Origin of the sequence: Draconibacterium sp. (assembly GCF_041583095.1) — a bacterium.
Classification (GTDB): domain Bacteria; phylum Bacteroidota; class Bacteroidia; order Bacteroidales; family Prolixibacteraceae; genus Draconibacterium.
Genome location: NZ_JBFHGM010000077.1, coordinates 1 through 18,199, shown reverse-complemented (window position 1 = coordinate 18,199; position 18,199 = coordinate 1). Strand labels below are relative to the sequence as shown.

The window sequence follows — 18,199 nt, the reverse complement described above, 5'->3', positions numbered from 1 at the left end:
TTTATCCTTATGCATTTGCTAATCTGTTTATGAATAGCGAAAATGCAAATTGAAATCCGTTTAATCGAAAATCGCCTGCAACTAACTAAATTTCAATATTTTCAAAGAATATTATTAGATTTTAATGGGACAGCAATGTCTTTTATTGTATTTTAGAAACAGTAAGTGGTATTAAACAACCGCCGGTTTAAGCTGTTAAACGGTAAATAAATATTGAATTTATGAAGATAGTAGTTATTGGAGGGCAAGGCACAATTGGCAGCGCCGTAGCCAGCCATTTTAAGAAAAAGCACGAGGTAATAACTGCCAGCCGAAATAACGGCGATGTGCTGGTGGATATGGAAAATTCGGAATCGATAAAGAATATGTTTGAGCAGATTGGTAAAGTTGATGCCATTGTGAATTGCGCCGGAGCTACAAAATGGGGACCTTTTGCCGAACTTTCTGAGGAGGACTTTTATGTTGGTTTAAGAGGCAAGCTAATGGGCCAGGTAAACATTGTTCGGATTGGCAGACACTACCTCAATGAAGGAGGATCGATTACTTTAACAACAGGCGTTTTGGCCGACGATCCGGTGTTTGGAGCAACCAACTCCGCAATGGCAAATAATGCCATCCATGGTTTTGTGCTTGCTGTTTCGCAGGAGCACCGAAATGAATTTCGTTTGAATGTGGTTTCGCCCGAACTGGTTGAAGACTCGGCTGAACGACTTGGAAATGCATTCCCGGGGCACACTCCTGTTTCGATGCAGAAAGTAGCCAAAGGATACGAGCGCAGTGTGGAAGGCCTGCGAACCGGAGAGATCATTCGCGTTTACGAATAGCATTTCAAACGAAAATATAGTATCATAAAAATAGCTGTTCCAAAGGAGCGGCTATTTTCATTTCTGATCCTAGCCATCAAAATAAAAGCCTCCACTTTATTCTAACTTCACCCTCAAAATCGTTTTCCGGTTCGTACTTGTATTAATCCCGTTCGTGGGTTAAAGCTAACCAACTGTATTCTTTTATTTCTGTCCCTCCTTTTTCTGAAAGATTTTTGAAGTACGAAAACAATAAAACAGAAAAAATCATGAAAACTCGTCTAATAATACTCTTTCAATTTCTGATTCTGTTTGCTCATGCACAGGTCAAAATTTCAGGAGTAGTACAATCGGAAACCGGAAGCCCGATTACCGGGGTGAATATTTTTATTCAGGGTACATACGACGGGACAACGAGCGATAGCCTCGGTGTATTCTCGTTTAAAACCGAAACAAGCGGCGAACAGACACTTATTGCCAGTTGTGTCGGATTCGAAACCTATGGGCAACAGTTAAACCTCACTAGTAATATTACAGACCTAAAAATCGTACTGATTGAAGAAATAAGTGAACTAGACGAAGTTATAATCAACGCCGGTACTTTTGAGGCCAGCGACAAAAAGAAATCGGTGGTTTTAAAACCGCTTGATGTGGCGCTTACAGCAGGCGCCAATGGCGATATTTTTGGTGCTTTTGGCAAATTACCCGGTTCGCATACAGTGGGCGAAGAAGGACGACTTTTTGTGCGTGGTGGCGAAAGTTACGAAACCAAAACTTTTATGGATGGCATGCTGGTAAATACGCCTTATTATTCAAAAATGCCCGATCTGCCAACACGGGGCCGGTTCTCCCCCATCCTTTTTAACGGTTCGGTGTTTAGCACCGGAGGTTATTCGGCCGAATACGGACAGGCACTTTCCTCGATTGTTGCTTTAAATACTGTTGCATTGGAGCCGGAAACCAAATCGAGTATTTCTGTTCTATCAGTCGGGTTACAAGGATCGCATGCTAAAAGATGGGAAAATACATCGTTGTCAATCAGTGGAGAATACCTGAACACAGCGCTTACGAATAAGATCTTTAAGCAAAATGTTGAATGGTTGAAAGTCCCCGTTATTGTTGGTTCAACGATGCTATTCCGGCAAAAAACCAGTGAAACGGGAATGATAAAATCTTTCGCCAGTTTTAACTACGACACCAGCAGTTTATTGTACGATAACTTTGAGCAATCTGCTTTCCAGGAAGTTTCGTTGGGCAATAAAAATTTGTATTCGAATACAACGTATAACGAAATGCTAAATGACGACTGGATGATCCAGACTGGCTTTGCCGTTAACATCGACCGTGAGCATATGGATATCGATTCCGATAATATCGCTACTTCGCGAAACAGCAGCCAACTGAAACTTACATTATCCAATTATTCCGTTAAAGATGTAACCACAACTTTTGGCGCTGAAGCTTTGATTTACAAATACGACCAGGACATCAAGATGAATGGGAGTTTCAACCTTTCATTCAGCAACAATCTGTTCGCTGGTTTTGCCGAATCGGAGTGGAAAGTAACAAAGAACCTCGCGTTAAAAGCCGGATTACGAATCGAATACAACTCGCTTATCAATGAATTAAATGTTGTTCCGCGTCTCTCTGCGGCCGTTAAAACCGGCAAAAGCAGCCAGCTTTCAGCAGCTTACGGAAAGTTCTTTCAGAATCCGAATGATGATTATTTGAAATTCACCGACGAGCTGGCACCTGAAACTTCAACGCATTCGATTTTAACCTGGCAGTATAAAAAAGACAGCCGCACATTACGCATTGAAGCCTACAATAAAAACTATTCCGACCTGGTAAAATTTGATGAAGAATTTTCTGTTGAACCCGGAAATTACAACAACACTGGAAGTGGTTATTCAAGAGGGATCGATGTTTTTTGGCGCGACCAAAAGCAGTTTGGGAAAGCCGATTACTGGATTTCGTATTCGTGGATCGATTCAAAAAGAAAATACCGTGATTATCCGGTAAAAGTAACACCTCATTACGTTTCAAAACACAACCTTTCGGTGGTTTACAAACAGTATTTTACAAAGATTAATTCGTTTATTTCGGGCTCCTACACTTTTGCCAGCGGACGTCCGTACAATAATCCAAATACTCCTGAATTTATGGCTGGCAAAACCAAAACCTACAACGATATGAGTTTTGGATTCACGCACATATTCTATCTGTTCAACACACAAACTGTTGCACACGTAATTGTAAACAACGCCTTGGGATTTAACAATGTATTTGGATACAACTACGCACAAACACCGGACAATAATGGAGTTTACCAATCGCAACCCATCGTTCCGGGGCAAAAACGACTCATTGTATTTCTACTATCATTTCAATTATAAACTTAAAAATTAAATCACATGAAGACTTTATTAACGCTTATTTTCAGTCTGGTAGTTTTAACTGCCGCAGCACAGGGAAAAAATTACGAGGCAGCTATGACAGCCGCTCTCGAAAAAATGAAAAGCTCGGAAACAGTTGCCAATTTTCAGGAGGCAGCAAATACTTTTGAACGAATCAGCATGACCGAAACCAAAGAATGGTTGCCTTTGTATTATGCTTCGTATTCCATGATCGTGGTCAGTTACTTCGACCAAGACGTAAACAAAAAAGATGCTTACCTGGATAAAGCACAGCAATTTTTGGACAAAGCGCTTCAAATTGCCCCCGATGAATCGGAATTGTATTCGCTACAGGCATTTCTATATCCATCACGAATTACGGTAGATCCGATGACACGAGGAATGGAATACATGCCTAAAATGAATGCGGCGCTCGACAAAGCAATTGCTCTTAATCCGGAAAATCCGAGAAGTTACTATTTGCGCGCAATTACCTTGTTTAATATGCCCGAGCAATTTGGAGGTGGTGCAGAAGTTGCCCGTCCTCATTTTGAAACTGCAAAAGAGAAATTCGACAAATTCGAACCGGAATCACCGCTTCATCCGAGCTGGGGTAAAGAAATAAATGAAATGGAGATGCAGAAACTATAACGTAGTTTAAACGAGTTCTCCGTACAAGTCATAATCTTCGGCACCTGTTATTTTCACTTTAAAAATGGTGCCGTTTTTTATTTCCCTGTCGGTAGTAATATAAACTTCTCCGTCAACTTCAGGCGAATCAAACTCGGTACGTCCAACGTAGTAATCGCTCTCTTTTCGGTCGATAATAACATCGAACTCCTTCCCTATTTTCTGCTGGTTGAGTTCGGCTGAAATGTATTGCTGCACTTCCATTATTTCATCGGCACGCGCTTGTTTAACTTCGTCAGGCAAATTGTCTTCGAATTTATTGGCGGCATAGGTGCCATCTTCATTCGAATAAGGGAAAACACCCAGTCGGCCAAATTTCTGCTTCTGAACGAACTCTTTCAACTCCTCAAAATCTTCCTCTGTTTCGCCCGGGAATCCAACAAGCATTGTTGTACGAATAACCACTTCCGGTACTTCTTCTTTTATTTTGGCGATTAACGCCTCAGTTTCTTCGCGGGTAACATGGCGCAACATATTTTTCAATACGCGGTTTGAAATGTGCTGCAACGGCATATCCAGGTATTTGCACACTTTCGGGTTTTCGCGCATTACCGGCAAAATCTCCATCGGGAATTTGGTAGGATACAAATAATGCAAACGAATCCACTCAATTCCTTCCACTTCCGAAACTTTGTTGATCAATTCTGCCAGTTGGTTTTTACCGTACAAATCAATTCCGTAATACGAAAGATCCTGGGCAATCAGCAACAGTTCTTTCACTCCTTTCTTAGCAAGATAACGGGCTTCCATCACAAGGCTTTCGATGGTGCGCGATTGGTGTCGGCCCGTCATTTTCGGGATGGCACAAAACGAACACGAGCGGTTACAACCTTCTGAGATTTTCAGATAAGCAAAATGCGATGGCGTGGTGATTTTACGCTCGTAAATGTATTCGGGCGCATAGGTAACTTTTAGCTCTTCAACCATAGCTTTCATATCAAACTTACCGAAGTATTTGTCTACTTCGGGCAGTTCATCCTGAAGCTCGTTGTGGTAACGTTCCGAGAGACATCCCATAACGTAAAGCTTATCGATTTCGCCTCGTTTTTTAGCCTCGGCATAATCCAGAATCATATCAATCGATTCCTGCTTGGCATCATGAATAAATCCACAGGTATTTACAAATACTGCATCAAAATTGGTTTCGTTTGAATCGTGCAACACTTCAAACTTTCCCTTCTGCAACTGGTTCAGCAAAACCTCCGAATCAACTAGGTTTTTCGAACATCCCATGGTTACCACATTTACCCTTTTCTTCGCCATAACTTATCTTGTTTCTTTTGAGGCTGCAAAGTAAAGATAAATTTGTCTGAATTAAGAAAGTATAGGCTACTAACTATTGAAATATAACACATGTAATTAATAGTGTATTTATCATCCAAACAGTACCAATCAATAAATATTTATTGATTTAAGACTTTTATTTATTGTTTTTCAATAATTATTTATTTATTTTCGTCTACAAATTAAATATCTCACAATGAAAAACAAAGAACTAACCCGAACCCAACAAGTGCTGGCTGTAATGAAATTTTTGGTGTACCTATCAATTACCTGGTATTTTCTAAAACTAGTTGGTATTGGTTTAATGGGATTATCCTTCCTTATCAGAGGTATACCACTTTCAAATTTGTTTTTTATCCCAGATTGGTTCAATTTATTAGAAACGAATCCTGGATATTTAACGCTCGTAATTGTATTAGTAATGTCCGTTAGTCTCTTAAATATCACAATTTGGATATTGGTGTTGAGATTATTAAAAAGAATACAATTGACCAATCCATTTAATATGGAAGTTATCGAAAGATTAGAACGAATAAGTTATCTTCTTTTTATAATTTGGATTTTATCAATTTCTGCTGGAGGATTTTTTGCCTGGCTTGGAGAAAAAGCAGGTGAATTAAATGATTCCTGGAGTCATGGTCCGTATCTGTTTATGGCAGGCCTGGTATTTATTATTTCGCAAATATTTAAACGCGGAGTTGAGTTGCAGTCAGAAAATGATTTAACCGTTTAAGCTATGCCTATAACTGTAAATCTTGATGTAATGATGGCCCGGCGAAAAATGTCGCTTAACGAACTTTCAGAAAAAGTAAACATCACACTGGCCAACCTTTCGATACTAAAAACAGGGAAAGCCAAAGCAGTTCGTTTTAGTACGCTTGAAGCTATTTGCGAGGCGCTGGATTGTCAACCAGGCGATATTTTGGAATATGTTGAAGATTAGAATCAAAAAAAGATTTCACTCCTTCCGGAATGAAATCTTTTTGCTCGTAGCTCAACGCTCGAGGCTAATAGCTTTCTTTTATTGTTTCGTCTTTAGCGGATCAGCCGCTTCCTTAAAGAACTGCTCCTGCAAAGCAGGTACAACTGTATCGGCTTTCACCAGCTTAATCATTTCAACCAATTGATCTACGGTATGATTGATCCTCAATTCTCCGGCTTCAGCATTAGCATCCCAGGCTTCTCCGCCGTAATGATTCGGGTAACTGGCATACCACCAAATTCCGGTGTAAACATATTTTAATTCTTTCATCCTGTCCTGATTAACACCCGATTGCTGTTTGGCCCGCTCAACATGCACCACATCGGGTTGTGCAGCAACCATTGCCGAAGTTTCACTGTTTCCGGCATGTGCATCATACGGATCGTGTCGTGTTAAAGCTTCAGCTTTTTCATTAACCTCCTTGCTATCTTCCGGTCGAAACCAATACAGTGAGTAACCCCGCGGTTCAGAGAGTTGTGCCATTCCAAAATAATTCAGAAATGCATTGTTTCCACCGTGGCCGTTTACGATTATGATTTTTTCAAAACCATTGCGATGTAGTTCGTCCAATGTTTCCTGTAACATTTTCCATATCAGTTCGGGTGAATACGAAATAGTGCCTGGCTGATGACGGGCCTCGTTTATCTGGCTAAAATAATACCACGGAAAAACAACTATATATTCCTGTTCGGCAGCCCTAAGTGAATATTCGCGCGACAAATAAAGATCGGTACCCAATGGCAATTGCGCACCATGTTTTTCCATTACGCCAATAGGAATAATGCAGGTTTTTGTACTCTTTTCAACAGCTTTAATAAAATCAGGAGCGGTTAATTCTTCCAGACGGTATGATAGCTCCTGTGCAGAAACAAAAGAAGTGATTGCCAATAACAATAATGTTACTATTTTTCTCATAGGTTTTAGGTTTTAGTTAATATTTCCATAAATATAGATTCTTGGAAACATTTTCCCAACGATTTCCTAATTTTATACATAAACTTACAACATGCCAGTAGTAATCGCACATAGTCATTTAAATCCGGGTGGTGTTACCAGGATTATAGAATCGCAAATAGAAAGCCTGCAAGGCGAAGAGATAAAAGTTTTGGTGGGCTCCTGCCCTGATGCCGATAAAATAACATCGAAAAATGCAGAACTTCATATTCTTCCGGAGCTGAATTATTTGGAGCGCCGGCAATATACCGAAGAGGAAGCAAAAGAGCTATTGCATAAAGTTCATCGAGACATTAGAGAACACCTCACAGCCGATACCGTTTTACATTTTCACAACCTGAATCTCGGAAAAAACCCAATTGTTACCTATGCGGTTTATTTGCTCGCAAAAGAAGGTGTAAAGGTATTTAACCACGCTCACGATTTTGCCGAAGACCGCCCCAGCAATTATTCATTTCTGGAAGAAATTATCTATGACATTTTTCTTCAGGATATCAACGAGGTGTTGTATCCGAAGTTGCCCAACTATCATTTTGGGGTGCTGAATTCCTTTGACTTTGACCGATTAAAAGAACTCGGCGTAACCGAAGACCGTCTTGAATGGCTTCCTAACCCGGTAACGTTTAACACTTCTGATGATTTACCCGAAAAAGCGGTTGCCAAACAAGCCGTTTGTGATGAGTTGAATATTGATGCCAACAAACTTTTGGTAACTTACCCGGTACGTGTAATTCAACGAAAAAATATCGGCGAATTTATACTGCTCTCCATTTTATTCCGTCACCGGGCTAATTTTGCGGTAACTCAACCTCCCCAAAATCCGGTAGAGATAGAAATGTACAACCAGTGGACTAAATTCTGTGAAGAGAATGGGATTGACATTGTGTTTGAAGCCGGAAAAAAAGTAAACTTCGAGAGCTTACTGCGAGGCAGCGATTTCTGCATCACCACAAGTTATAAAGAAGGTTTTGGAATGGTATATCTTGAGCCCTGGTTGCTGGATACACCTGTGGTAGGCCGCGATATTGATTTTATCACCCGCGATTTTAAGGACGATGGTTTTAGCTTCCCCACGCTCTACTACAAATTAAATATTCCCGGAATTAAAACCGATTTCAAAGATCTGAACTTAAAAATGCAGATGGAGATCATCCTTGGAGTTATTAACGAAAAGATAGAAAAACACAAACTGTTTGAACAAAATCCCATTTTAAACACTTTGTTTAGTGACGTAAAGTCACATATTACAGAAAAAAACAAGACAATCATCAAAAACAACTATTCGCTGCAAGGATATGGAATTAAACTTCAGAAACGATATAAAAAAATGGTTGGATAGTTCGGAGAAACTGCAACCCATCCCAACCACTTTTTGCCCTAATTTAAAACCCGATACGAATGAAAAAATTAAGGCCGTAATTTTCGATATCTATGGCACCTTGCTTATTTCTTCGTCGGGCGATATCGATCAGGCTTCGCTAAATAAAGATAATATGCGAGCCGCCATGGAAGCCGGAGGATTCGATTTATCGGGTTGCAAGGAAGCTACCTGCAGCTTTCTGCTCGATCAGTTACAAGTGCAGGTTAAAAGGCAACATGAAGAGCTAAAAGCAGAAGGCCATTCCTACCCCGATGTTGATATTTTTAAGGTTTGGCAAAACATGTTCGAAGCAGCCGAAAACAAAGGGTTATTAAAACTAAGAGGTAAGGAATCGTGGGCCGACACTATAATGGTTTTCGAACTATTGAGCAACCGCGTTTACCCCATGCCGGGAATGAAAGAAGTACTGATGGAAATAAAAAAGATGGGCTTGCCGATAGGCATTGTTTCCAATGCGCAGTTCTACACGCCCATTATCATGAACTATTTTCTAACCGGTGAATTTTCAACCGATCAGCATATCGATCTTTTTGAGGAAGACCTTTCGGTATACTCGTTTAAGGAATTACGGGCAAAACCCGATACGGCTTTGTTTGAAAAGTTTATTCCGGTATTGAACAGCAAATACAATATCGAAACATCGGAAACCATTTTTGTGGGCAACGACATGCTGAAAGACGTGTACACCGCAACAAAAGCTGGTTTGCGAACCGTTCTTTTTGCCGGCGACGAACGTTCGCTGCGCCTACGTGAAGAAGACGTTCGCGTTAAAGGAATGTTCCCCGATTTTATTATCAACGATTTAAAACAACTATTGAAAATTATAGGATGAAGCTAAACGAATTACGCGTAGGAATTATTCATTCCCTAATTGGTAAAAACGATGGTGTTTCCATTGTTATCGACCAAACAGTTGAAGCCATGTCGGAACACCTCGACATAAACATTGGTAACTTTTTCTTTTTGGCCGCGCACTCATCGCCACGTTTTAATGCGCAAACCAACGATGTATTCTGGCACAAAAGCGAGGCGCATAAAACCATTCTGAATAATTTCAATAACCCCGATACCGAGGGCCTTGATGAATTGATTCATGAAAATGCCTTGTATGCAAAAAAGGTAATTCAGGAATGGGTTGATGAAAACGATATCGATCTGATTATTGCGCACAATACATCGCATCCTTATAATTTCATAACAGCAGTCGGTTTAGGTTATTACATTGAAGAATTACGTGCCGAAGGAATTATCTGGCCGAAATTAATGGTTTGGTGGCACGACTCATATTTTGAGCGCGATATATTTTCGAATCCCAATGAAGTGATTCAGAAATATTTAAAATACCTGCCGGGAGTTACCTTTGTAAATTCGATTGCCTTTATCAATAAACAGCAAATCGATTTGGGAAAAAGGCTTTTCGAACAACACAATGCCAGTAAACTAGAGAAATTCTTTAAGTTGCGAACAACGGTTGTTCCTAACACCTGCGAAATTCCATGGGATTGGGAAGATATTAATCCCGCAACCGAAAAGCTCATTTGCCCGGCTCAAGACAATTACAACGACTCATTTTTTAAAGACATCGGGCTGGTACAGCAAGTTGAAAGCCGTGGTTTTACTATAGATGAAACCGTAATTCTGTTACAGCACACCCGCGTTGTTCCGCGAAAGAAAATCGAGCTGGCCATCGATCTGGCTTTTGAGCTGGAAAAGAAATTCACTAAAAACCGCGAGAAAAAATGTGTTGCCGTAATTGTTAGTGGTCATTCGGGCGACGAGCAAAACCAGTACCTGAATAATCTGTACGTACATTACACCGAACTATGCAAGGCAAATCCGGACAGTAATGTGGTGTTGATATTTGGCGAACACAACATTCTTTCTCATCGCGATATTATTGTGGACAGGAAGTTCTACAAATTTGCTGAAGTACCTTCTATTGTGGCTGCTCATGGCGGAATTGGAACTTATTTCAGCGATGTGGAAGGTTTTGGTAATAACCTGCTGGAAATGATGTCGTACGGATTACCGGCGGTAATCAATAAATACGAGGTTTACAAAGAAGAAATTGAGCAATACGGTTTTGACCTTCCTGCGATTGACGGTGGCGGAGTAACTGATGAACTGGTTGATTCGGCCTACCGCCTGCTTACCGATATTTCGTACCGTAACCAGGTGGTAATGCACAACCTTAAAGTGCTAAAGGAAAAACTCGATCATAAAATAATTGCTGATAAACTCGAACCAATTATAAAAAGTATGTACATGCGCGAATTATAATACGAAAGGTGCATGTTAATTATTCGGCCTAACATTCCATTTGAAAACAGATGGGGAACTTTTAAAACAAATGTTTTTTTATATTTAAAAGGTTGCCGGAAAGACGGCACCATGCATCAGTTATTTGACACACTAAAAAAGTAGAAAATGGGAGATTTTTATCAAAATGGATTTGTAGCAACACTGCATAATTTACGTGCCAGACCTTATGAGGAGCTGGAACAAAAATTGGAAAAATTTAGTAAGAAACGTCCCATTGGATTGATCATTCCCTCCTTGTATTCAGAGCTTTCCCGTCAGGCATTAAAAGATATTGTATCGATTTTAAAAGGGATACCTTACGTTTCAGAGATCGTGATTGGACTGGATCGTGCTGATGATTATGAATACAAAAATGCACTGGAGTTTTTTGCAGAGTTACCACAGCATCACCGTGTTTTATGGAACGACGGCCCGCGCATGCAGGAATTCAAAAAGAAACTGGCTTCGAAGAATATCGTTACTACCGTTCCCGGGAAAGGACGAAATGTGTGGTTTTGTTTTGGTTACATGATTGCATCCAACCGATCAGAAGCGATTGCGCTGCACGATGCCGACATTATTACCTACAATCGCGAAATGCTGGCTCGATTGGTTTACCCTGTTGCCGATCCGTCGTTCAATTTCAAATACTGCAAAGGCTACTATTTCAGAACCGATGACGAAAAGTTACATGGCCGGGCAGTACGTTTGCTCGTTACGCCGCTTTTAAGAACCTTGAAAAAACTTCTTGGTCACCATACTTACCTGGAGTATCTCGATAGTTTCAGATATCCGCTGGCCGGCGAATTCTCAATGCGTGCCGATATTATCAAAACCATTCGTATTCCGTACGACTGGGGCCTTGAAATTGGCATTTTAAATGAGGTGGAACGTAATAACTCATTCAACCGAATTTGCCAGGTTGAAATTGCCGATCGTTACGACCACAAACATCAATCCTTATCAGCAGAAGATGCCGAAAAAGGACTTTCAAAAATGAGCCGTGATGTTTCACGGGCTATTTTTGCCAAACTGGCATCTGATGGTGTAACCTTAAGCCCCGAGTTTTTCAGAACACTGAAAGCTACCTATTACCGTATTGCGCTGGAGTTTGTTGAATTGTATAAAGCCGATGCTGCAATGAACGGTCTGTCATACGATTTCCATAAAGAAGAGGAAGTAATCGACCTGTTTGTAAAAAACGTTTATCAATCCGGCATTCAGTTTCTGGAAAACCCGGACAACGTACCACTTATGCCAAGTTGGAAACGTGTTCAGAGCGCATTCCCGGGTATTCTAGAAGAGTTTCATGAGATAGTAGAAGCAGATAACAAAATCATTTAAAAACCTGAAGAAATATGATTAATCCCGATACTTCTTTTATAAAAAAAATTGAAAATCGGCTAAAGTTTATCTACAAGGATAGTTATGAGAAATCAATTCTTTCCGATCTGATACGTGTTATTTCAACCTACCGGATAAACTCATCGAAAGGGCAGAAATGGAACGAAAAGGATGTGGTTTTAATCACCTACGGCGACAGTATAAAAACAGCTAATGAAGCTCCGTTGCAAACGCTGCGTACTTTTTTAAACGAAAAGCTGAACGAACAATTAACCGTTGTTCATATTCTACCTTTTTCCCCATACAGCAGCGACGATGGATTTTCGGTGATCGATTTCAGACAAGTGAATCCCGAACTGGGCGACTGGCGCGATATTGAAGACCTGACAAAAGATTACGACCTGATGGCCGATTTGGTTATCAATCATGCATCGAGCAAAAGTCAGTGGTTTAAAAACTTTTTAAAGCAGCACGGTAGTGGTAAAGACTATTTTATTACCGAAGATCCGGAAACAGATCTTTCGCAGGTTACTCGTCCGCGCAGCACACCACTTTTAACGCCTTACGAAACAGCAAACGGCATTAAACATGTTTGGACAACTTTTAGTGACGATCAGGTGGATCTGAATTTCTCAAACCCGGATCTGCTGGTTGAAATGATGGACATCCTGCTTGGCTACATCGACAAAGGCGCACGTATTATTCGCCTTGATGCAATAGCGTTTTTGTGGAAAGTAGTTGGCACAACTTGTTTGCATTTGCCGGAAACACACGAAGTGGTAAAATTAATGCGCGATGTTGCCGAGTTTATTAATCCGAATACCATAATATTGACAGAGACCAATGTGCCCAACAAAGAAAACCTGAGCTATTTTGGCGATGGCGACGAAGCACATATGGTTTACCAGTTCAGTCTCCCTCCTCTTTTGTTGCACGCGTTACATACGGGTAATTCAAGTTATTTATCGACCTGGGCAAAAAGTCTCCCGCAACTGAAGGGTGATAAAACCTTTTTCAATTTTACAGCTTCGCACGACGGTATTGGTGTTCGTCCGCTGGAAGGACTTTTACCCGACGACGAGAAGAACGCTTTGGTGGAAAATATGAAAGGTTTTGGCGGTAGGATAAACTACAAATCCAACCCCGATGGCAGCCAAAGTCCTTACGAATTAAACATCACCTATTTTGATGCACTTAAAGGCACACACAAGGGCGAAGACAGCTTGCAGGCGGAACGATTCCTGGCTTCGCAGATTTGTATGATGAGTTTGGCAGGTGTACCGGCATTTTACATTCACAGTTTAACAGCAACGCCAAATTATTACGAGGGCGTGGAAAAAACGCAACACAACCGTACCATAAACCGCCGCAAATGGCAGCTTGATGAATTGCAGAATGTTCTGAGTGGTGATACCCCACAGAAAAAAGTATTTGAAGCATTACAAGAACTTATTCTGATACGTAAAAAGCAAGAGGCGTTTCATCCAAATGCCATTCAGGAAATACTGGATTTCGGAACCGATTTGTTTGTTCTGAAACGTGAGGCAAAAGATCAACAAATATTGGTGATTATCAATCTCAGCGATGAAGAAAAGGAAATTGATATTCCGGATGGGTTTACTTTTGATTTGATCTCAGATTCAGCAGTTGATTCAGGCACACTAACAGCTTACCAGTGTTTATGGTTGGTTAAAAGCTAAAACTCTGTTTTGACGTAATAGTTTCCATCATCGATATATCAAAAAAAGGCCACCAAAATTTGGTAGCCTTTCACTTTTATTAATTGTTGCTCAGTATTATTCAGTTTCCACTTCAGCTTCTGGTTTTACTGTTGTTTTTTTCCAGTCATCGCTGTTGGCGAATTTCCAGGTATTCAGGAATCCAACTTTAATAATGTTCTGCATTTTCTCCCAGTTAATTTTGTTCAACTCATCGGATGGTTGATGATAATCGGGGTGCATAGCTGCCATAAAGTAGAAGATCGGAATGTCTTCTTCAGCAAATGGTGCATGATCGCTACCACCACCGGGACGCTCCGACGGACGCAACTCTAGATTCAGATTAATATCAAAATCTTCAATATTCTTTTTGGTGATTTCGCCAATTACAGTGTTTGCTTCCGTATAAACCATGTGTGCCTGGTTGCCCAAAGTATCGCCTTCAGGATTTCTTGCAATCATATCATAGTTCAAATTCAGCACCACATTCATATCCTTTTCTTTTGCGTCGCGAACAAAATAATTTGATCCGAACAACCCCTTCTCTTCGCCCGTCCAGGCTGCGAATACAATCGATTTTTCAGGTTTTTTACCGGTAGCCATAAAAGCCTTGGCAATTTCCATAACACCAACCGTACCCGACGCATTATCGTCGGCTCCGTTGTAAATAATGCCATCCACTTTACCCAAATGATCGTAGTGCCCGCCAACAACAATAAACTCATCTTTGTTTTCGCCTTCGATATATCCCACTACATTTCGGGCATTTACAACTTTTGAATTAACAGTCGTTTTGAAAGCCACCGATTTTCCGCTAAGAACTTTCGATGCAGGTTCAAAATCAGTAGCCGCCTGCTCTTCAAATTTTTCAATATCAATGCCCGATCCCGACAAAATTTCGTTCACAACACGTGACGAAACCGTAAAAGTTGACAAGTTTCCACCAATTTCTTTTCCGGGTAACGACATTCTGTTTCCATAATACGGGTTTGGTCGTTTATCACTTTCGTTAAAACCACCATTATCTCTGTAAACGTTGTTTTCTGCCCATCCCATCATTGGGTTTGCATCCGGGCTTATGTAGATTACTGCCAAAGCACCTGCATCCTGTAAATCCTTCATTTTATCACGCTCGAGGTAATATTCTGCGTAACGTCCTTCAGGTTTATACTTTTTGTATGCAGTAGATGTCGTGTCTTTATGGCCCGGATACCCCTGCAGAATAACAGCAATCTTACCCTCAACATCAATTTTTTTCAAATCATCGTAGGTTTTATCTTCGTCAGAGTAGCCATAACCGGCAAAAACCAGCGGAGCCTGAACTTTTTGACCAACCGTTCCCGTTTGCACATAAAAATCGGTTTTAAAACCAAAATCCATCGAACTTTCGCTTCCCGGTTTGCTGGTAACAACCGAAAACAACTGCTCATCCCCGGGTTCATATTCTATGAGGCCAAAATTCTGAAAATAAGTATGGTACAGTTCAGGTCTTGCTCCGGCCATACGTTCACTTCGCGAAGGTTGCGTATAGGCTACATCGCCAAATGGCTGAACTCCATAGGTTTGAAACATCGATGCAATGTAATCGGCAGCCAAATAAGCGCCTTTTGTTCCTACCGCGCGGCCTTCGGTCCAGTCGGATGCCAGAAACTCCAGTTGTCCTTTTATCGACTCCATGGTGATAGCCTCCAGACCTTTTTCAACCTCATTTTGGGCAAATAATAAATGCCCCGAAATAAACAGAACAAAGAATAAAGAAATTTTTTTCATGCGATTCAAATTGTTTTTTTATGGTTTTACAAAATGGGCTATTCTGGCAGATTATCACCTTTTGGTTATCATTTCAGAAGCACCGTTTTTTTATATATCCTGTAGATATGTATTAAATATTTTGTTGCAATTAAATTAATAGGTATATAAACGTCCTAATAATTACTAGTTCAACTTATTTAAAATTTATAATTATCTTGTCAATTATCAAACGAAACATACACAATGAAGCCTTATAAATCTCAAATTGACAAATAAAATGGGATATAAATAACATTTCGTCAATACAATAATAACAAATAATTGCTTTTAGAAACTAAACATTTGTCATGATTTCATAAGTTGTACTTCTCGGTTGATTGCGTGTTTTTTGATACCGGAAATAAACTGCGTATAACATTTAGTCATCCGTAATCGTATTGTTGGATACAGTTTTTTTTCATTTCCACTCAACTAACTTAAAATAACTGCCATGGAAAATACCATACATTTAAACGGGATTGTTATCAAACATGAAAAACTCGTTCAGATAGCATTAAGCACACCAAACAATGTTTATATCGCTGAAGCCTCCAGTCCGTATGCCGATTATTACGGGCACTCCCCACGAACAGCCACTCCAAATTCAATCTTTCTTTTCACCAAAAAATTTTATTTCCTTGAACAATTGATGTGTTACTCACCGAGTATTGAAAAGTGCCTGTTTGAACGTATAAATCTTGCCAGTGCAATTGTTGAATCGGGTGATAAACAATTCCCGGCAATACGTGTAAAAGACTTTCCGGATTACAGCCAGTTGGTAAAATTGCAAAAGTGTTTCAGCGAAAAAAATGTGCACCTCGTTGAAAAAATCTACCTGGAGGAAGAGGTGAAAACGATTGTAAGCAAAGTTTTTGTTTTAAAAGAATTGGAGCCCGATTTTTTTATCGACCAGGTAGAAGAGCACAAAGGATATTTTATTGTTGACCGGCATTTTGAATCGGAAGAATTTCAACAAGCAATTACACAAATCCGGTATAACGGTGTTTGCAAACTTTTTGATGCCGAACGGGGCGTGCTTTTCAACAATGGTAAACTCATTCACATTGTGCGCATTTTCTCGGAAGCTATGGACCTGGATATGCTAAAATGTATACGAAAAGAATTTGTAAAGCTGTAAGAATTATCTGATCATAAAAAAGCCCGGCAGTTTAATATTACCGGGCTTTGTGCGTTATTGCATGGACTCTATTTCCTGTAGTTTTGCTTTCACCTCTGCGTCATCCGATCTTAATTCCAACGCTTTTCGGTAGTAGAAACGGGCCACATTATAATCTCCTGCCTCGAAAGCAATGTTGGCCGTTGTTTTAAAGTTCTCAAACTGCTGCTGGCTCTGCCCTGCAACACGCTCGGCTACACGACGTTCAATTTCACGTAGCTGCTCTTTCGGATAGTTTTCATTATCCTTTTGCGACAATGCCTGATTGTACCAACCTCTGGCCACTGCCAGCTCGTTATTTCTGAAACTTTCATCTGCCAGATCGATAAAACGCTGGTATTCGCGGTCGCGTTCACTCATCATCATTTCGCCCAGTATCCGGTTAATTTCGGCAATACGCCGTGGCGGGTAAGTCTCTTCCGGTTTCAGATCTTTAGCTTTATAATACCAGGCTCTCGACACGTTGTACTGCTCAATATCAAAAGAACCATCGGCCTTTTTAATGATCTGATCATAGAGTGCATTTAAACCCGATTCTTCCAGAATCCGCTGTTCATCCAACTCCTCTTCCAGTTGTGCAATCTGATTTCTCCTTCTGGCCAGATCCTCGGCATTAGCTTGTTCCTGCGCAATTTGCTGGCGTTCGTTTTCGCGAATTGCATCGATTTTCCGGATTTGCTCTTTCGGATATTCTTCATCCGGTTTTACCCCTAAAGCAATCTCATATTGCAGACGTGCATCGTCGTACGACTGTGTTCTGAAATGACCGTCGGCCACAACAATTACACTTCTGTATTTTTCGTCGATAGCCCGTTGCTCTAAAATCCTATCTATTTCCGCAATTTTATCTTTCGGATACGTTTCTTCAGGTTTTAATGCCAGCGCTTCGGTGTAATTTTGTTTTGATGGCGTGAAACTATTTGCAGAGAAGAAACGGTCGGCCTGCATAATCAAATTCGCGTATTTCCTGTCTAACTCTTCCTTCTCTGCCTGCGCAGACGCTAACTCTCTTAAAATCCGGTCGATCTCATCGATACGTTGCGGCGGATACAATTCTTCCGGTTTTATATCCTGAGCTGCGCGGTATTCATTGCGCGATTCTTCGTAATTCTCAGCAGTAAACAGTTCATCTGCACGGGCAATGGCATCGTTGTAGTTTTTATTTTTTTCGGCCTGGATAGCTGCCAAACGCGCTGCTTCGGCTTCTGCTTCTTCCCTTGCAATACGTTCTCTTGTAATTACAATCGAATCGATTTTGGCCAGCTGTTCATCGGGGTAAGTTTCGTCTGCCTTGGCTTGTTTTGCTGTATTGTAAGCTGCAATGGCTGCCTCCCAACTTTCACCACGGAATTCGCGGTCAGCTTCGGCAACGGCATCT

Annotated in this window: 15 protein-coding genes; 11 read left to right on the top strand and 4 right to left on the bottom strand. The window is 40.6% G+C overall.

Annotation, left to right across the window (positions count from 1 at the left end):
- Positions 1-221: 221 nt before the first annotated feature.
- From ABZB17_RS09425 to ABZB17_RS09415, 3 genes are all read left to right on the top strand, one after another.
- Entirely contained in the window at positions 222-824 is a 603-nt protein-coding gene (locus ABZB17_RS09425) for a short chain dehydrogenase (protein WP_372649695.1), read from the top strand.
- 248 nt (positions 825-1,072) lie between these two features.
- The gene (locus ABZB17_RS09420) at positions 1,073-3,199 is read left to right on the top strand and encodes a carboxypeptidase-like regulatory domain-containing protein (protein ID WP_372649693.1); all 2,127 of its coding nucleotides are present in this window, start codon (positions 1,073-1,075) and stop codon (positions 3,197-3,199) included.
- A gap of 18 nt (positions 3,200-3,217) precedes the next feature.
- Positions 3,218-3,850, top strand: a complete 633-nt coding sequence (locus tag ABZB17_RS09415; RefSeq protein WP_372649692.1) for a tetratricopeptide repeat protein — start codon at positions 3,218-3,220, stop codon at positions 3,848-3,850.
- Between the two features lie 6 nt (positions 3,851-3,856).
- Here the strand turns inward: ABZB17_RS09415 and rimO are convergent, their stop codons facing one another.
- Positions 3,857-5,152 carry a 30S ribosomal protein S12 methylthiotransferase RimO gene (gene rimO / locus ABZB17_RS09410; protein ID WP_372649690.1) on the bottom strand — a complete coding sequence of 432 codons (1,296 nt, stop codon included), beginning with the start codon at positions 5,150-5,152 and terminating at the stop codon, positions 3,857-3,859.
- A 217-nt stretch (positions 5,153-5,369) separates the two neighbouring features.
- Between rimO and ABZB17_RS09405 the strand changes: the two genes are divergently transcribed.
- Both ABZB17_RS09405 and ABZB17_RS09400 read left to right on the top strand, forming a co-directional pair.
- Complete coding sequence (locus ABZB17_RS09405) at positions 5,370-5,906, top strand: DUF2975 domain-containing protein (protein ID WP_163325232.1); 537 nt, start codon at positions 5,370-5,372, stop codon at positions 5,904-5,906.
- 3 nt (positions 5,907-5,909) lie between these two features.
- Positions 5,910-6,116 (top strand): helix-turn-helix domain-containing protein, encoded by a 207-nt coding sequence (locus tag ABZB17_RS09400; RefSeq protein WP_372649687.1) that lies wholly within the window; start codon positions 5,910-5,912, stop codon positions 6,114-6,116.
- Positions 6,117-6,194: 78 nt separating this feature from the next.
- On the opposite strand, the gene ABZB17_RS09395 is transcribed toward ABZB17_RS09400, so the two are convergent.
- On the bottom strand, positions 6,195-7,070 hold the full coding sequence (locus ABZB17_RS09395; protein WP_372649685.1) for a creatininase family protein: 876 nt from the start codon (positions 7,068-7,070) through the stop codon (positions 6,195-6,197).
- Between the two features lie 91 nt (positions 7,071-7,161).
- Between ABZB17_RS09395 and ABZB17_RS09390 the strand changes: the two genes are divergently transcribed.
- The 5 genes from ABZB17_RS09390 (at position 7,162) to ABZB17_RS09370 (ending at position 13,835) form a co-directional block, all read left to right on the top strand.
- The gene (locus tag ABZB17_RS09390) at positions 7,162-8,448 is read left to right on the top strand and encodes a hypothetical protein (protein ID WP_372649683.1); all 1,287 of its coding nucleotides are present in this window, start codon (positions 7,162-7,164) and stop codon (positions 8,446-8,448) included.
- A complete protein-coding gene (locus ABZB17_RS09385) occupies positions 8,441-9,322 on the top strand; it encodes an HAD family hydrolase (protein WP_372649682.1) in 882 nt (293 codons plus the stop codon). Before ABZB17_RS09390 ends, ABZB17_RS09385 begins: the two co-directional genes overlap by 8 nt.
- Complete coding sequence (locus tag ABZB17_RS09380) at positions 9,319-10,770, top strand: hypothetical protein (RefSeq protein WP_372649680.1); 1,452 nt, start codon at positions 9,319-9,321, stop codon at positions 10,768-10,770. The genes ABZB17_RS09385 and ABZB17_RS09380 overlap by 4 nt, the downstream gene beginning before the upstream one ends.
- Positions 10,771-10,917: 147 nt before the next feature.
- The gene (locus tag ABZB17_RS09375; RefSeq protein ID WP_372649679.1) at positions 10,918-12,135 is read left to right on the top strand and encodes a hypothetical protein; all 1,218 of its coding nucleotides are present in this window, start codon (positions 10,918-10,920) and stop codon (positions 12,133-12,135) included.
- 14 nt (positions 12,136-12,149) lie between these two features.
- Positions 12,150-13,835 carry an alpha-amylase family glycosyl hydrolase gene (locus ABZB17_RS09370; RefSeq protein ID WP_372649678.1) on the top strand — a complete coding sequence of 562 codons (1,686 nt, stop codon included), beginning with the start codon at positions 12,150-12,152 and terminating at the stop codon, positions 13,833-13,835.
- 96 nt (positions 13,836-13,931) lie between these two features.
- Here the strand turns inward: ABZB17_RS09370 and ABZB17_RS09365 are convergent, their stop codons facing one another.
- Positions 13,932-15,623: a M20/M25/M40 family metallo-hydrolase gene (locus ABZB17_RS09365; protein WP_372649676.1), complete on the bottom strand. Its 1,692-nt coding sequence runs from the start codon at positions 15,621-15,623 to the stop codon at positions 13,932-13,934.
- A gap of 472 nt (positions 15,624-16,095) precedes the next feature.
- Here ABZB17_RS09365 and ABZB17_RS09360 point away from each other — a divergent pair, with 472 nt between their 5' ends.
- On the top strand, positions 16,096-16,782 hold the full coding sequence (locus ABZB17_RS09360) for a hypothetical protein (protein ID WP_372649674.1): 687 nt from the start codon (positions 16,096-16,098) through the stop codon (positions 16,780-16,782).
- A gap of 54 nt (positions 16,783-16,836) precedes the next feature.
- Here the strand turns inward: ABZB17_RS09360 and ABZB17_RS09355 are convergent.
- The coding region (locus tag ABZB17_RS09355) for a hypothetical protein (RefSeq protein WP_372649672.1) at positions 16,837-18,199 on the bottom strand (1,363 nt) is incomplete at its 5' end.

Coding starts and splice junctions, on each gene's coding strand:
- rimO (WP_372649690.1), bottom strand. CDS start 5,152: ATGGCGAAGAAAAGGGTAAATGTGGTAACCATGGGATGTTCGAAAAAC.
- ABZB17_RS09375 (WP_372649679.1), top strand. CDS start 10,918: ATGGGAGATTTTTATCAAAATGGATTTGTAGCAACACTGCATAATTTA.
- ABZB17_RS09415 (WP_372649692.1), top strand. CDS start 3,218: ATGAAGACTTTATTAACGCTTATTTTCAGTCTGGTAGTTTTAACTGCC.
- ABZB17_RS09360 (WP_372649674.1), top strand. CDS start 16,096: ATGGAAAATACCATACATTTAAACGGGATTGTTATCAAACATGAAAAA.
- ABZB17_RS09365 (WP_372649676.1), bottom strand. CDS start 15,623: ATGAAAAAAATTTCTTTATTCTTTGTTCTGTTTATTTCGGGGCATTTA.
- ABZB17_RS09395 (WP_372649685.1), bottom strand. CDS start 7,070: ATGAGAAAAATAGTAACATTATTGTTATTGGCAATCACTTCTTTTGTT.
- ABZB17_RS09420 (WP_372649693.1), top strand. CDS start 1,073: ATGAAAACTCGTCTAATAATACTCTTTCAATTTCTGATTCTGTTTGCT.
- ABZB17_RS09405 (WP_163325232.1), top strand. CDS start 5,370: ATGAAAAACAAAGAACTAACCCGAACCCAACAAGTGCTGGCTGTAATG.
- ABZB17_RS09370 (WP_372649678.1), top strand. CDS start 12,150: ATGATTAATCCCGATACTTCTTTTATAAAAAAAATTGAAAATCGGCTA.
- ABZB17_RS09390 (WP_372649683.1), top strand. CDS start 7,162: ATGCCAGTAGTAATCGCACATAGTCATTTAAATCCGGGTGGTGTTACC.
- ABZB17_RS09380 (WP_372649680.1), top strand. CDS start 9,319: ATGAAGCTAAACGAATTACGCGTAGGAATTATTCATTCCCTAATTGGT.
- ABZB17_RS09400 (WP_372649687.1), top strand. CDS start 5,910: ATGCCTATAACTGTAAATCTTGATGTAATGATGGCCCGGCGAAAAATG.
- ABZB17_RS09425 (WP_372649695.1), top strand. CDS start 222: ATGAAGATAGTAGTTATTGGAGGGCAAGGCACAATTGGCAGCGCCGTA.